This is a genomic window from Microcoleus sp. K5-D4 (genome assembly GCF_036704575.1).
GTDB lineage: Bacteria > Cyanobacteriota > Cyanobacteriia > Cyanobacteriales > Microcoleaceae > Microcoleus.
Genome location: NZ_JAUBSD010000126.1, coordinates 1 through 13,935, shown reverse-complemented (window position 1 = coordinate 13,935; position 13,935 = coordinate 1). Strand labels below are relative to the sequence as shown.

The following is a 13,935-nucleotide window of genomic DNA, read 5'->3' as shown; positions in this document are numbered from 1 at the left end:
CTTTTCTTGTTTTATTGACCCTACATTAGATTCTTCTGAGTCCTTGTGTCAAGCCTAATTGAGATGCTCTTACCCTGTCCTCTTTATGTCTTTCACTACCTGAATAAATGGCTGCGGAAACAAGACAAAATTGAGTCCGTACCCCTTGCCAAAATCCGCCTGTACCTAAATTTTTACTACTACTTTGAACCGGAGGGAAAAACCGTGAATCAAATGCGAGAATTGACCGAACTGTACCGCCGCTTTTATCGGGCAAAAAGTCAATATGCGAAAGCTAATGCTGTGCTGAAACCTATTGACGAAGCTGCTGACGTTATTCTGAAATTTGACAAAGCTTTAGCCAACAATACCGAATCTTTAACAGATATTGTGGCCGGGCGTTTGTCAAAGCTGATGAATAACGTGCGGCGGCGGGCTGCCGAAGGAAAACCGACACTTGCTTTTGTTGATGGGAAGTGGAAACCTGCTTTGAATTCTGAGGAAGAACGGCAAGCAATTTATGATTTTGCTAAGTATTTTGTGGAGGTGATTTTCAATGGAAGTTTGAAGGGCGATCGCGCGCGTTTAGCAGGCACTCAACTCAACTTAATCCGGGATACTTGCGATTACCTTTATCGCTTGGAAGATGACAAAGAACGCAGGGAGCGCAAGCAGGAAGAACCTGATGAAGTTCCCGAAGCAGAAACAGAATTAGCCTAAATTATCCGCTTTTTTTCAATCAACTTGTACTGGAGAAACAACGATGAAATTTCTGAAAACTCTCGATTCTAAATTTTTTCACGATGAAATTCCCGCAAAACCGATGGGAAAATACGCTCATTTTATCACCATCCGCGTCACCGAATCTTATCCACTGTTTCAGACTGACGGCGAATTGAATAAAGCCAGAGTAAGTGCTGGGATTGAAGACAAAACGCACATCAGCCGTTTAGCAATGTTTAAGCGGAAACAGTCTACACCCGAACGTTTAACCGGACGAGAATTGCTGCGAAACTACAAAATTGGCGATTGGGAAAAGTGCGATTACAACGTTGATTTTAGTAAAACTACTCCTGATTGTATTTTGTACGGTTTTGCAATCGGGGATTCTGGTTCTGAGAAATCCAAGGTTGTTGTAGACACTGCTTATTCCATCACTCCCTTCGACGATTCTCACCTCAATTTCACCCTCAATGCACCGTTTGAAAGTGGAACAATGAGCCGTCAGGGGGAAGTTACCAGTCGCATTAACAGTCAAGACCACATTTTGCCTCAAGTCTTTTTTCCCAGCATTGTAACGTTGAAAGACCCGACAGAAACAGGTTTTATCTACGTTTTTAACAACATTCTCCGAACGCGGCACTACGGGGCGCAAACTACTCGCACGGGTCGAGTTCGCAATGAATTGATCGGAGTGATTTTTGCTGATGGAGAGATTGTTAGCAATCTGCGATGGACTCAAAAAATTTACGATTTGATGAGCGCTGCTGGGCAAATTAATCCCCCAGATCCTCTTAATGAAAATGATGTTTTGACTCATGCAAATCAAGCAATTTCTGAACTGATGGATGGAGAGTGCATCTCGCACCGCGATTTTATAGGGGAATCTTTTAATAGCCTTTTGACCGAAGTAAAATCGATTGCCAGCGATGAAACTAAACTGCAAGCAATGCTGACTCAAGCTAATACCGAATCAACAGCTTATGCTCAGAAACATATCTTAAAGAGTTCTGAAAAAGGCAAGAAAGGTAAGAAAGCAGTTGCACCTACGGAGTAAAAATCGTGGCTTTTATTTACCGCTGTCAAATCGAGTTGCACGATAGCCTTTATTTTGCAACTCGCGAGATAGGGAGACTTTACGAAACCGAGCCAGTAATTCACAATTACGCGCTTTGTTACGCCCTCGGTTTGGTGGATAGCGAAATCTATTCCACCACCGTTGCAGAAGAAGATTCCTATCGCTATTTCTGTCCCGAACAAGTTCCTAAATACGAGCAACATTTAACGGCGCTCAACCAACAGGGGATTTATGTTACTCCGGCGCGATCGATCTCCCACTCCTCCACTCTCAACACTTGGAAATACGCCAACAACAACTATCACGTTGAAATGGAGAAAACCCAGAAAAATATCCCTAGTTTTGGAAGAACTAAAGAAATTGGGCCGGAAAGCAAATTTGAGTTTTTCCTAATCTCAGAGAAGTCTCTGAAACTGGCAAATTGGATACGTTTGGGAAAGTGGATGAGCAAAGCAGCAGTCGAAATTGTAGAACAGAAGGAAGTGAAGCGATCGCCCTCAGAAACAGATTTCATCTTTCCCTATCTTCTCAACCCTTTAGACGTGATGTTTTCCCATCAAGTGATTAGCTACGATGTGGTTAATATGCCCCCAGTTAGCCTCATCCAAAATGTCAAAATGCTAGGGCGATGTTACGACTTTGACCAACTCAAAATTCCGGCGTGTATGGAATACCGCTTTCGAGCCGATTAATAGGAGGTAGATCCTCTAGAAATGCGTTCCCAGGTAGAACCTGGGAACGAGAAACGAGAAATGAGAAAACGAGAAACCAGGGAAAACTTCTCGGCTAATTCACACCTCTTTTAACCATTAACCAATATGCCGCACAGCCTCGTCCTCAACCTCCTCCCCCTGGCCCCAATTCCCCCCGGATACCTCACCGGAAGACACCTGCACGCCCTCTTCCTCACCCTCGTGAGCTCGGTTGACAAAAAACTCGGCGATCGCCTCCACGATGCCACCGCCCAAAAATCCTTCACCCTCAGCCCTTTGCAAACTAAAAAATCCCCTTTCAAAAAACACCATTTCCTGCAATGGGAACACACAGAACCGATTCCAGAACATACCCTCTGTTGGTGGCGGATTACTCTGCTTGATGACACTCTATTCGGCAAATTAACTAATCTTTGGCTGAATCTCAATCCCTCGAAGCCGTGGCATCTGGGGCCCGCCGATTTGATGATTACTAAGATTCTCGGAACGCCCCAAGTAGATCAGCCTTGGGCTAATGCTTGCGATTACTCTCAATTGTACGCTCGCGCTTCCGAAACTAATCGCTTAATTGCCTTCAGTTTTGCGACTCCTACTACCTTTCGACAGGGAAAATTTGATTCGGTGATTCCTACTAGAGACTGCGTTTTTAACAGTCTCCTCAGTCGGTGGAATAAGTACAGCCCGATCGCAATTCCCGATCAGTCATTCGATGCACTTTTTTCGACTTTTGTCAATATCAAAAGTGAAAGATTGACTAACTATCAAAGCGATTTTGTCGGCATGGTTGGGGAGGTTAGTTATCGGATTTTGGGAGATGTGGAGCCTTTAGTGATTAAGCAAATTAATGCTTTGGCTGATTTTGCTGTTTACTGCGGGGTGGGGAGAAAAACTCCGATGGGGATGGGAATGACTAGGCGGATTGTTGTTAATAAGAGTTCTTGATAACTGAACGTAAAACCCATAGTCCGCCAGGGGTTGAAACCCCTGCCTCAAAGCTAAAGTCCTCTTAAGAGGACTGCAAGAATGAATGATTAAATTACTTCTTCAGTCGGTTTCAACCTTTGCGCTTACTGTTACCGAGAAGCTCAAAATATCATCAATGATTAAATTACTTCTTCAGTCGGTTTCAACCGACTTTAGCTATGAGACAGGGGTTTCAACCCCTGGCGGACTGGCGGACTGGCGGATAACAGATGCGTCGCTAGCCGCTAAACAAATGGGTCATGTTTCAACCCCTGGCGGACTGGCGGACTGGCGGATAACTGGCAGATCACTAATTCCTCAAATTCTTTTGCCCCCACCGCCCAATTAAATGTTTCAACCCCTAGCGGACTGGCGAATAACTAATTCCCAATTACTAATCTCCTACAAACCATCAAAATTATGAATGATTTTGATTACATTTCGATCGCAACTCTCAACCAGTATTCTTACTGTCCTCACCGCTGCTGGCGGATGTCTTGTGCGGGACAATTCACGGATAATCAGTTTACCATTGAAGGGACAAGTTTGCACGATCGCGTTCACACGATGGGCGAGATTAATCGCGATGAAACTTGGCAGGTTCGGGCGATTTGGCTGAAATCTGAGAAGTATAAGCTGATTGGGAAATCGGATTTGATTGAATCAACCGATGGTGAATTCTATCCCGTTGAGTACAAGCGCGGGCGGAAGGGGGAATGGGATAATGATGAGTTGCAAGTTTGCGCGCAAGCCCTGTGTTTGGAAGAGATGACGGGGAAAACAATTGCGACTGGATACGTATATTACGCGCAGTCGCATCAGCGGCAATTAGTCGAGATTTCTGAGGGTTTGAGACAGGAGGCGATCGCAACTATTGAAAAAGTCGGTGCTCTTTGGCGATCGGGAAATATCCCTTTACCAGTTTACACCTCTCGGTGTAAGGGATGCAGTCTTTTTTCCCAATGTCTGCCCCAAGCTGCCGCCAAAGTCAACCGCTATCAAGAAGCAAGTTAATCTGCAAATAGGAGATTTCACAATGGGAACAGTTTACATTACTCAAGAAGATGCTTTTATTGGCAAAGTGGATGAACGTCTGACGGTTAAAGCTGATAAAAAAAATCTCTTGGACGTGCCATTAATTAAGATTGATGGCGTTGTTGCATTGGGACGCGCTACAGTTTCGCCGGCTGTGGTTGTGGAACTGTTGGAACGTCACATTCCTTTGAGTTTTTTGACAGTAAACGGACGTTATTTGGGGAGGTTGGAACCGGAGATGACGAAAAATATCTTTGTGCGAAAAGCTCAGTGGCAAGCGGCTGGGGAATCGGAACAGGCGGTGCATTTAGTTAGGGGTTTTGTACGGGGAAAACTCAAGAATTACCGCAATACTTTGTTAGAGTGTCAGCGCAAATATTCTCCCCAGGATTTGGAAAAGCCCATCGCCCACTTGAAACAAGTCATCGCCTCTATTGAGAAAACTTCGAGTATTAATTCTCTGCGAGGATTAGAGGGGGCGGGTAGTGCGACTTATTTTGGCTGCTTCAATCGGCTGATTCGCGTGCCGGAATTTAGCTTTGAAGTTCGCCGCCGCCGTCCGCCTACAGATCCGGTAAACTCTCTGTTAAGTTTGGGATATTCTCTGCTGCGGCACGATGTTCAAAGTGCAGTGAATATTGTGGGATTCGATCCGTATTTGGGATATTTGCATTTTGAGCGCTATGGGCGTCCTTCCTTAGCGCTGGATTTGATGGAAGAATTTCGACCTTTGGTAGTTGATGCTGTAGTGTTGACGGCGCTCAATTTGCAGAAAGTTTCCCCTAGCGATTTTACCGCAGAACCGTTAAGTGGCGCGGTTTCTTTGACCAAAGAAGCGCTGCACAATTTTTTGCGACTTTACGAACAAAAGAAACAGTCAAAGTTCAAGCATCCAGTGATGGAAAAGTTGTGTACTTATCAAGAAGCTTTTGAAATTCAAGGGCGGTTGATGGCTAAGTATTTGATGGGTGAAGTTGATAAGTATCCGCCTTTGGTTCTGAAATAGGGAGGGCAATAAAGTTATGTTTGTTTTGGTTTGCTACGATATATCAGAGGACAAGCGCCGCACTAAGATTCACCAGATTCTCAAGTCTTATGGGGAATGGAAGCAGTATTCGGTGTTTCATTGCGACGTGACGGATACTGAGTATGCCCGGATGCGCCAACGTCTGAGTAGGGTGATTAAGCCTGAAGAAGACAGCATCCTGTTTCACTATTTGTGTGCTTGCTGTCATGGCAAGATCGAGCGGATTGGCGGCCGGGCACCGCTGGATACTACGATTTTTATGGTTTGATTTTGCGTCTGGCTGTAGGTGTTGAACGGAGGGGGTGAATTTTAATGGCCAAGAGCTTTACCAGGACTGGGTTTGCGGTGGTTTGTACCTCATGCGGGTCAGACGCAAATGCTGAAAGCTTTACTGGGAGAGAGTTTGAGGTCTATGTGATTTTTGCCCCCTTGACGGGGCGATCGCTGAAACGGTATATTGATTGCAATCAGACGCAACTGAACCTTGAAAACCTTATATTTCAAGCCTCCCAGACCCCGGCGGCCGGAAACAACCTAAAACCCTATCAGGGATTGAAACTAAGGTGATTTATTCAATCCGTCGGAATCCTGGGCCGGAAACAACCTAAAACCCTATCAGGGATTGAAACCAAGCGTATCAAGAAGGCTGGCAAGGGTAAAGACACCAGCCGGAAACAACCTAAAACCCTATCAGGGATTGAAACTGCCATCAGGAGTTACAACATCATACATACCATAAGGGCCGGAAACAACCTAAAACCCTATCAGGGATTGAAACGAGTACACTAAACACCAATTTGAGAACGGGTTTGCCGGAAACAACCTAAAACCCTATCAGGGATTGAAACAAAATTGGAGATAAGACAAGAGCATTATCAACAGCCGGAAACAACCTAAAACCCTATCAGGGATTGAAACCCGCTGTCTATGCTTGTTAAAATTTTGGCTAACGCCGGAAACAACCTAAAACCCTATCAGGGATTGAAACAGTGACCAATCATTAGTCACTGACCAGTACCTTGCCGGAAACAACCTAAAACCCTATCAGGGATTGAAACATTTGCTACTAAGAAAACTAAGCTGCTCAAATTCAGCCGGAAACAACCTAAAACCCTATCAGGGATTGAAACTACCATCATCCCCTAGCTCAACTAATCCATCCTGCCGGAAACAACCTAAAACCCTATCAGGGATTGAAACATTGGCATAACCCTCTTCTAAATCACCGCCGGATAGGCCGGAAACAACCTAAAACCCTATCAGGGATTGAAACGCAACCCCGGTCTAATCGAGTCTGAAATTAGCGCCGGAAACAACCTAAAACCCTATCAGGGATTGAAACCGATACCCGCCGTAGGACGCTCGCACACCGATTCAAGCCGGAAACAACCTAAAACCCTATCAGGGATTGAAACGCATGACATTGTGGATGTAGAGGTATTGGTAGAGCCGGAAACAACCTAAAACCCTATCAGGGATTGAAACCTCCCAGCTATCCATCTCCTTACTCATCTCTTGGGCTAGAAACAAGTTTACTTCCAACACTTGTCACAGCACAGGTGGTGGTCATAGATAATCTCACATTTGATAAAAGTGGTCGGATTCAGGAATTGATTCAAACAGCAGGGTGTAGACTATTATATTTACCCCCATACTCTCCAGAGTTTAACAAAATTGAACAAAGAAGAGTCTTGGCTAAAAAGTCAAATTCGTAAACACCTCGATCAGTTTGATTGCTTGCGTTTTGGCAATTCTTGGATGTCTTGCGCCTTGCATCCTAACACGGGCAGTTGCTATATGTGATTTCCCAGATTATTCAATTGAAAAAATACCAAAATTATGACCAATCAAACAACTTCTCCACTCCTACTGAGTCCCTTCAAAATCGGAGATTTACCCTTAAAAAATCGGGTAGTCATGGCACCCCTAACGAGAGCTAGAGCCGGTGAAACGCGGATGCCAAACGCCTTGATGGCAGAGTATTACACTCAGCGAGCCTCCGCTGGTTTAATCATTACAGAAGCCACAGTGGTTTCTACTCAAGCTAATGGTTGGCTCAATACGCCCGGTATTTATTCAGACGAGCAAGGCGAAGCTTGGAAACAAATTGTGACTGCGGTTCATGCCCGCGAAACACCGATTTTCATGCAGCTTTGGCACTGCGGACGAGCTTCCCACAGCAGTTTTCATGAAAACAATCAATTGCCAGTTGCAGCCTCTGCCATCAAAATAAACGGAGAAGGCATTCATACCCCTGTGGGCAAACAACCCTACGAAACCCCCCGCGCTCTAGAAACAGATGAAATCTCCCTGGTTGTAGAAGATTATCGCAAGGCGGCCGAACGAGCCAAAATGGCAGGTTTTGACGGTGTAGAAATTCACGCGGCCAACGGCTATCTCATTGACACATTCCTGCAAACCAAAACCAATCACCGCACAGATTCCTATGGCGGCACAGTTAAAAACCGTTACCGTTTTCTTAAGGAAATTGTCGAGGCGATTATCACAGTATTTCCGGCAAACAAAGTAGGAGTTAGACTTTCTCCCAACGGTGTTTTCAATGATATGGGTTCTCCCGAATATCGCGAAGATTTTCTGTATTTCGCGGGGCAGTTAAATGCCTATGATTTAGCTTACCTTCACTTGGTGGACGGTTTGGCTTTTGGCTTTCATGAATTGGGAACGCCGATGATGATAGCAGAGTTTCGCGATGTGTTTGCAGGGCCGCTCGTCGGCAACTGCGGATATACTCAAGAACAGGCTGAAACGGCCCTGAGCAGCCAAGTTGCGGATTTAATTGCTTTTGGTCGGGATTTTATCAGCAATCCCGATTTGGTAGAGCGTTTTACTAATGGTTGGCCGCTCAATCCGCCTGCTGAAGTCGGCGTCTGGTATTCTTTTGGGCCTGAAGGTTATATCGATTTCCCTACCTATCAGGAACCAGCAGCTATTTCTTAATTGAGTTGGTTGGGGCGGGTTTATCAATAAATACCGAGTACGTGCATCATATATAATGGTGAACCCGCCCCTAAAAGATTTACGGTTAATTTCTCAAAATAGGAGTCGGAGTTGGAGCTATATTTAATTTTCATCGCCCGTTGAGAGCGAGCATCTCCTATTTGTAAAAACACTTCTTCTGCCTCCTGCCTCCTGGCTTCTGCCTCCTGCCTCCTGCCTCCTGTCTCCGGCCTCCAATTTCTAGCTTGGCTGCAAAACTGAGAGGCTCCCAGTTGAGATCGAGAACGTTTCCCCATATCCTAATAACCATAGGGTACTTCTAAACATCCAAGCTGCTAGCTCAGCGTTTGAGTGCCTGAAAAAAATCAATAGCGGAAGCGCTTTTAACAAGATGGCACAAAATCACAAATCAACGGTTATCATTACCGGCGCTTCCTCCGGCGTCGGTTTGTACGGCGCGAAAGCTCTCGCAGACAAAGGATGGCACGTAGTCATGGCCTGTCGGGACGTGCGGAAAGCCGGAGACGCCGCCCGCGAGTTGGGCATACCTGAAGGCAGTTTCTCCATCATGGAGATTGACTTGGGCGATTTGGAGAGCGTGCGCCGGTTTGCTCGCGCATTTAAGGCCAGCGGCAGGCCTCTGGACGCTTTGGTGTGCAACGCCGCCATTTATATGCCTTTGATTAAGGAACCGCTGCGGAGCCCGGAGGGTTACGAGTTGACGATGACTACCAATCACCTGGGTCATTTCCTGCTGTGCAACCTGATGATGGAAAATATGAAGCCTTCCTATTATTCCGATGCGAGAATCGTGATTTTGGGAACCGTGACTCACAATCCAGACGAGTTGGGCGGGAAGATTCCGCCGCGCCCGGATTTGGGCAATTTTGAGGGTTTTGAAGCGGGTTTCAAAGACCCGATTTCGATGGCTGACGGCAAGAAGTTTGAACCGGTCAAGGCTTACAAAGATAGCAAAGTTTGCAACGTGCTGACGATGCGGGAATTGCACCGCCGTTTTCATGAATCCACGGGGATTACTTTCACTTCGCTGTATCCGGGATGCGTTGCTGATACGCCGCTGTTCCGCAACCACTATCCTTTGTTTCAGAAGCTGTTCCCGCTGTTTCAGAAGAATATCACCGGCGGTTATGTGTCTCAGGAGTTGGCGGGGGAAAGGCTGGCGATGGTGGTTGCCGATCCCGAATACAAGCAATCTGGGGCTTATTGGAGTTGGGGGAATCGCCAGAAAAAAGATGGTAAGTCTTTTGTGCAAAAGGTTTCTCCCCAGGCCCGCGATGATGAAAAAGGCGAGCGGATGTGGGAGTTGAGCGCTAAGTTGGTGGGATTGACTGATGGGGCTCAAATGGGTGCTGCAGCTAGTGCGGGCCGCTCTGCATAATTCAAAGTTACAAATCCCCTCGATCGGGCTTGGCAGTTGAAACGGCGTCTACGCACAGGATGTGGGTAGACGCGGACTCAATAATAAAGGGGGTATTAAAGTTGGATTTGGTATGATGCACCAAAATTAAAGAAACCGGGTTTTTTAGTGGCTCTGCAGGCTGTAACTCACATCTTGCACTATTATTAAGAACAGGCAAAATGCCTGTTTCACAAGAAAATTCATCTCTTGTGGAACAGGCATCTTGCCTTTTCATAAAAAGATTATTGAGAAGGGTGCCATATCTCAGTTGTAGCGCGTCTTTTCGGACACAACCCGGTTTCTGGTTTACCCTGGCGTGCAGGACTGTTCTGGTTGCGCCATTAGCATGAAAGCGTAGGTTTTGCAACAAAAAAAATTGGTTTTTTTTACCGTTTACGATCGACTTACACGATATTTTTTCGGATAAGAACCCGTTTGATGCGTAAGTCTTGGGAAGTGAACAGCCGTCGATCAACCTTTTGGTTTGTAGCGTCGCCGAAACTGTTGGCTGCGTCGGCTGTTTCCTTTTTTGCTGTTAAGATTGATTTTTACTTGAGGGTGCTCACTTCCTGAAAATATTTTCCCCCACTTAAGCGAGATAATAATTAGATCCTATGGCTTGTCGCTCACAAAAAATATTTTTACTCGCTGGAATTTTTGGGTTAGTTTGGCTGGGAAAACCAGCGAAAACATCCGCTAGCTCCGTTGAAATTTTGACCTCAAATGTTGAGGATTTGGCAGCAGTCAGCAGCGGAGGCGATCGAGCATTAGCCCCCAACGATACCACTTTTGACAAAGGCGAAGACTTGCCGATAAAAGACGAGGAAACGCAGTTACCCACAGAGTCAGAACGATCGGTGGCGGCGGAAACTCCCGACTTACCGCCGTCTGCGGCAAATTCAGTCGATGTGAAATCTGACACCATTCTCAAGAACAGGCAAGATGCCTGTTCCACAGGGAGTGAGTTTTCTTGTGGGGTGGGCATCCTGCCCGCCCGTAAAAGGCTTATTGACAATGGTGCCACATCTCAGACCGATCGCACTTTCAGCACAAAAACTCAAGAAACCGAGCTTTTTAACTCAGATCAAAAGCTAGAAGAAAATATTGACCGACAAAAAATTGATTTGGGTATCGATCGAGCCTCGCATCTGGCCCAACTGCCCAACCCAATTCTGCCGCGAGAACCCGAATTACCAGCTCCTGAGCCGCCGCAACCGCCTGCGCCGTCTCCCCTCCAACCCACCCAGCCAACGCCCGTTGAAAGCGAAATTAGACCAGGTATTCCAGGTACAATTAAGGTCGCTGGCTTTGAATTTGAGGGCAACACAGCTTTTAGCGATCGCGAACTCGCAGAAGTTACACAACAGTTTGCGGGCCGGGAAATCACCTTTGCCGAACTGATCGCAGCCGAAGCAGCCGTCACTCAAAAATATGTAGCGGCAGGATACCTCAATTCCGGCGCTGTAATTCTCGCCAACCAAAGCTTTCCGAGAGACGGAGGTGTGGTGAAAATTCGGATTGTAGAAGGCGGATTAGATGAAATTGTGATTACTGGAAACAGGCGCTTAAATTCCAATTACGTGCGATCGCGCCTTGAGCGCGCCACCAGACGCCCTCTGAATCGCGATCGTCTGCTAGAAGCCTTGCAATTGCTGCAACTCGACCCCTTAATTGGCAATATTTCCGCCGAATTGCAAGCCGGAAGCCGCCCGGAAAACAGCCGTTTAGAAGTGCGGGTAAAAGAAGCAGACAGCTTTAACGGTGAAGTGTTCGCAGACAACAACCGATCGCCCAGCGTCGGCAGTTTTCGGCGCGGTGTTCGCATCAATCAAGCAAATTTGCTCGGTTTGGGCGACGGACTAGAGGTATCTTATGCTAACACCGACGGCAGCAATGAATTCAACGGCAGCTACACAGTCCCCGTCAACGCGCGCAACGGCACGATTGGGTTCGCTGCGAGTGCTGCTAGCACCAACATCATCGAGGAACCGTTTGATGCTGCTGAAATTGAGGGGAAATCGCGGACTTACGAGTTAACTTACCGCCAGCCGATTGTCGAAAAGCCCGATCGCACTTTGGCTTTGGGACTGAGTTTTTCGCGACAAGAAAGCGACACATTCCTGTCGGGGGAACGATTTGCGCTTTCGGCGGGAGCAAATGAGCGCGGCGAAACCCGGGTTTCGGCTGTGCGCTTTTTTCAAGAATACGTGCAGCGGAGTTCCAACCAAGTGTTCGCGGCGCGATCGCAATTCTCCCTCGGCACTAATTTGTTCGGCGCTACTGCGAACGATAGCGGGCCCGACAGCCGCTTTTTGGCGTGGCGCGGACAAGCCCAGTACGTGCGGCTGCTAGCGCCAGAAACCTTGCTGATAGTGCGTTCCGATATTCAATTAGCCGATCGCCCCCTGCTTTCCCTAGAACAAATTGGGATCGGCGGCGTTCAAAGCGTTCGCGGATACCGCCAAGATTTGCTGTTAACTGATAGCGGTGCGATCGCGTCTGCAGAAGTCCGAATCCCGGTTTGGCGTGTCCCGGAAGTCGAAGGATTGTTACAAATCGCTCCGTTTATCGATTTTGGGGTAGGGTGGAACCAGTCGGAGGAAAAGCCGAATCCTGAGTCGGATAAACTGCTGGGTGCGGGTTTGGGGCTGGTTTGGCAGATGGGCGATCGGTTGAATGTGCGTTTAGACTACGGTATTCCTTTGATCAATGCTCGATCGGGCGATCGAACTTTGCAGGAAAAAGGCTTATACTTTCGGATTAATTACTTTGCTTTCTAAATTTTAAGTTGGGTTGAGTGCGATCGAACCCTACGGTTCGCTTCGCCCAACACTTTCATCTTTAGCGCTGACCGTCAAATTTTATTAAGTGGCGGCCTCGATCGCACGATTAAGCTGTGGGATGTCGCAACCGGATGTTGTATTAGGACGTTGATGGGCGATCGGCTGTATGAAGGCATGAATATTCAAGGTATAACGGAATTGACGAACGCTCAAAAAGCTACATTGAAAGTGTTAGGGGCTTTGAGCTGAGTGAGACTATGTTTGACAGCTTAAAGGTAGTTTATCCACTACTTTATCAATAATCCCATACCCCTTAGCTTCCTGGGCAGACATGACAAAATCTTGAGCGGTATCGACTAGGATTCGCTGCAAGGGTTGACCAGTAAGATTTGCTAATAGCTGAGTGAGTTGTCTTTTCAAATGGAGAATTTCTTTTTCCTGATTTTTAATATCTCTGGCCTGCCCCTGAACACCTGCAAAAGGTTGATGAATCATAATTCGCGTGTGACGTAAGGCAAAACGTTTTCCCTTTGTACCTCCAGCCAACAGTAGACTTCCCATAGAAGCCGACAGACCCATACCGAGTGTTACAACATCGGAGCGAAGGGATTGCATAGTATCATATATAGCCATACCCGATGCTACTGAACCCCCAGGGGAATTTATGTATAGATAAATATCTTTTCCTGGTGCTTGAGAATCTAGGTAAAGCAATTGAGCTACAACCGTCCTTGCCAAATCATCATTTATAGGTTGACTAATGATTACAATCCTTTTCTTAAGTAGTCCCTCAATAGTTTTCTTATCCGAATTACAGATAGCTCTGTTTGTAGTAGAGGTATTTGGAGCCTGAGCTAGTTCTAAACTTATTTCACCCCGCTTTAAAATATCACCCATAGCTCTATCAGGATTGAAAACAATAACAATACCCGTAAAAATGGGAGAGGAAAATAAAAGAAAGTATCTAAAATGCTTCTTCTTAATTAAGCTGCTCATAGTGCAAAACCTTTTGAAATTATCAACGTTGAGTCCATCCCAGTCATTTTTTAGCCATAACAGTTGACTATTTTGTGTATTCTTGCAGTTTTTGGAATCTCTTGTGCCTGCTAATTCATTGGAATAATGCAGCCTAACGCCCAAGCTCACCCGCACCCGGAAGCGCCGCCGTTCGTGCCTCACTCTGGCGCTTCCGGGTGTCGGTGTGCAGCGCCTTGTTGTGCCGTTGTCTTTTGATAAGATGCGCTTAGCTGCCCTTGAGC

Annotated in this window: 13 protein-coding genes, 1 pseudogene and 1 CRISPR repeat array; of the genes and pseudogenes, 12 read left to right on the top strand and 2 right to left on the bottom strand. The window is 46.5% G+C overall.

The window, feature by feature from the left end:
- The first annotated feature begins 45 nt into the window (after window positions 1-45).
- The 10 genes and pseudogenes from cas10d to QUA77_RS26705 all read left to right on the top strand — a co-directional run bounded on the left by cas10d (window position 46) and on the right by QUA77_RS26705 (window position 8,473).
- Entirely contained in the window at window positions 46-699 is a 654-nt protein-coding gene (cas10d, locus tag QUA77_RS26750; protein ID WP_333453582.1) for a type I-D CRISPR-associated protein Cas10d/Csc3, read from the top strand.
- A gap of 43 nt (window positions 700-742) precedes the next feature.
- Window positions 743-1,756 carry a type I-D CRISPR-associated protein Cas7/Csc2 gene (cas7d, locus tag QUA77_RS26745; protein ID WP_333453580.1) on the top strand — a complete coding sequence of 338 codons (1,014 nt, stop codon included), beginning with the start codon at window positions 743-745 and terminating at the stop codon, window positions 1,754-1,756.
- A gap of 5 nt (window positions 1,757-1,761) precedes the next feature.
- Window positions 1,762-2,469 carry a type I-D CRISPR-associated protein Cas5/Csc1 gene (cas5d, locus tag QUA77_RS26740; protein ID WP_333453578.1) on the top strand — a complete coding sequence of 236 codons (708 nt, stop codon included), beginning with the start codon at window positions 1,762-1,764 and terminating at the stop codon, window positions 2,467-2,469.
- A 126-nt stretch (window positions 2,470-2,595) separates the two neighbouring features.
- Entirely contained in the window at window positions 2,596-3,432 is an 837-nt protein-coding gene (cas6, locus tag QUA77_RS26735) for a CRISPR-associated endoribonuclease Cas6 (protein WP_333453576.1), read from the top strand.
- Window positions 3,433-3,517: 85 nt separating this feature from the next.
- A complete protein-coding gene (locus QUA77_RS26730; RefSeq protein WP_333453574.1) occupies window positions 3,518-3,802 on the top strand; it encodes a hypothetical protein in 285 nt (94 codons plus the stop codon).
- 71 nt (window positions 3,803-3,873) lie between these two features.
- Window positions 3,874-4,467 (top strand): CRISPR-associated protein Cas4, encoded by a 594-nt coding sequence (gene cas4, locus QUA77_RS26725; protein ID WP_333453572.1) that lies wholly within the window; start codon window positions 3,874-3,876, stop codon window positions 4,465-4,467.
- Between the two features lie 22 nt (window positions 4,468-4,489).
- Window positions 4,490-5,494: a type I-D CRISPR-associated endonuclease Cas1d gene (gene cas1d, locus QUA77_RS26720; RefSeq protein ID WP_333453570.1), complete on the top strand. Its 1,005-nt coding sequence runs from the start codon at window positions 4,490-4,492 to the stop codon at window positions 5,492-5,494.
- 16 nt (window positions 5,495-5,510) lie between these two features.
- The gene (cas2, locus tag QUA77_RS26715; RefSeq protein WP_333453568.1) at window positions 5,511-5,783 is read left to right on the top strand and encodes a CRISPR-associated endonuclease Cas2; all 273 of its coding nucleotides are present in this window, start codon (window positions 5,511-5,513) and stop codon (window positions 5,781-5,783) included.
- A gap of 254 nt (window positions 5,784-6,037) precedes the next feature.
- Window positions 6,038-7,000: a CRISPR direct-repeat array (repeat unit 37 nt; unit sequence GCCGGAAACAACCTAAAACCCTATCAGGGATTGAAAC).
- Between the two features lie 29 nt (window positions 7,001-7,029).
- Window positions 7,030-7,318: pseudogene (locus QUA77_RS26710) on the top strand (transposase); the annotation flags it as partial.
- Window positions 7,319-7,354: 36 nt separating this feature from the next.
- Window positions 7,355-8,473 (top strand): alkene reductase, encoded by a 1,119-nt coding sequence (locus QUA77_RS26705; RefSeq protein ID WP_333453566.1) that lies wholly within the window; start codon window positions 7,355-7,357, stop codon window positions 8,471-8,473.
- Window positions 8,474-8,496: 23 nt separating this feature from the next.
- Here QUA77_RS26705 and QUA77_RS26700 read toward each other — a convergent pair whose 3' ends face one another.
- Window positions 8,497-8,769 (bottom strand): hypothetical protein, encoded by a 273-nt coding sequence (locus QUA77_RS26700; RefSeq protein ID WP_333453564.1) that lies wholly within the window; start codon window positions 8,767-8,769, stop codon window positions 8,497-8,499.
- A 95-nt stretch (window positions 8,770-8,864) separates the two neighbouring features.
- Here QUA77_RS26700 and QUA77_RS26695 point away from each other — a divergent pair, with 95 nt between their 5' ends.
- Both QUA77_RS26695 and QUA77_RS26690 read left to right on the top strand, forming a co-directional pair.
- A complete protein-coding gene (locus tag QUA77_RS26695; protein ID WP_333061150.1) occupies window positions 8,865-9,872 on the top strand; it encodes a protochlorophyllide reductase in 1,008 nt (335 codons plus the stop codon).
- 635 nt (window positions 9,873-10,507) lie between these two features.
- Complete coding sequence (locus QUA77_RS26690; RefSeq protein ID WP_333453562.1) at window positions 10,508-12,673, top strand: ShlB/FhaC/HecB family hemolysin secretion/activation protein; 2,166 nt, start codon at window positions 10,508-10,510, stop codon at window positions 12,671-12,673.
- Between the two features lie 258 nt (window positions 12,674-12,931).
- Here the strand turns inward: QUA77_RS26690 and QUA77_RS26685 are convergent.
- Window positions 12,932-13,935, bottom strand: a 1,004-nt coding sequence (locus QUA77_RS26685; protein WP_333453560.1) for an ATP-dependent Clp protease proteolytic subunit, incomplete at its 5' end; no start/stop codon positions are given.

What these genes read in the sequence shown, in the direction of transcription:
- QUA77_RS26705 (WP_333453566.1), top strand. Translation starts at nt 7,355, where the DNA reads ATGACCAATCAAACAACTTCTCCACTCCTACTGAGTCCCTTCAAAATC.
- QUA77_RS26730 (WP_333453574.1), top strand. Translation starts at nt 3,518, where the DNA reads ATGATTAAATTACTTCTTCAGTCGGTTTCAACCTTTGCGCTTACTGTT.
- cas7d (WP_333453580.1), top strand. Translation starts at nt 743, where the DNA reads ATGAAATTTCTGAAAACTCTCGATTCTAAATTTTTTCACGATGAAATT.
- cas6 (WP_333453576.1), top strand. Translation starts at nt 2,596, where the DNA reads ATGCCGCACAGCCTCGTCCTCAACCTCCTCCCCCTGGCCCCAATTCCC.
- QUA77_RS26700 (WP_333453564.1), bottom strand. Translation starts at nt 8,769, where the DNA reads ATGGGGAAACGTTCTCGATCTCAACTGGGAGCCTCTCAGTTTTGCAGC.
- cas2 (WP_333453568.1), top strand. Translation starts at nt 5,511, where the DNA reads ATGTTTGTTTTGGTTTGCTACGATATATCAGAGGACAAGCGCCGCACT.
- cas1d (WP_333453570.1), top strand. Translation starts at nt 4,490, where the DNA reads ATGGGAACAGTTTACATTACTCAAGAAGATGCTTTTATTGGCAAAGTG.
- cas4 (WP_333453572.1), top strand. Translation starts at nt 3,874, where the DNA reads ATGAATGATTTTGATTACATTTCGATCGCAACTCTCAACCAGTATTCT.
- QUA77_RS26690 (WP_333453562.1), top strand. Translation starts at nt 10,508, where the DNA reads ATGGCTTGTCGCTCACAAAAAATATTTTTACTCGCTGGAATTTTTGGG.
- QUA77_RS26695 (WP_333061150.1), top strand. Translation starts at nt 8,865, where the DNA reads ATGGCACAAAATCACAAATCAACGGTTATCATTACCGGCGCTTCCTCC.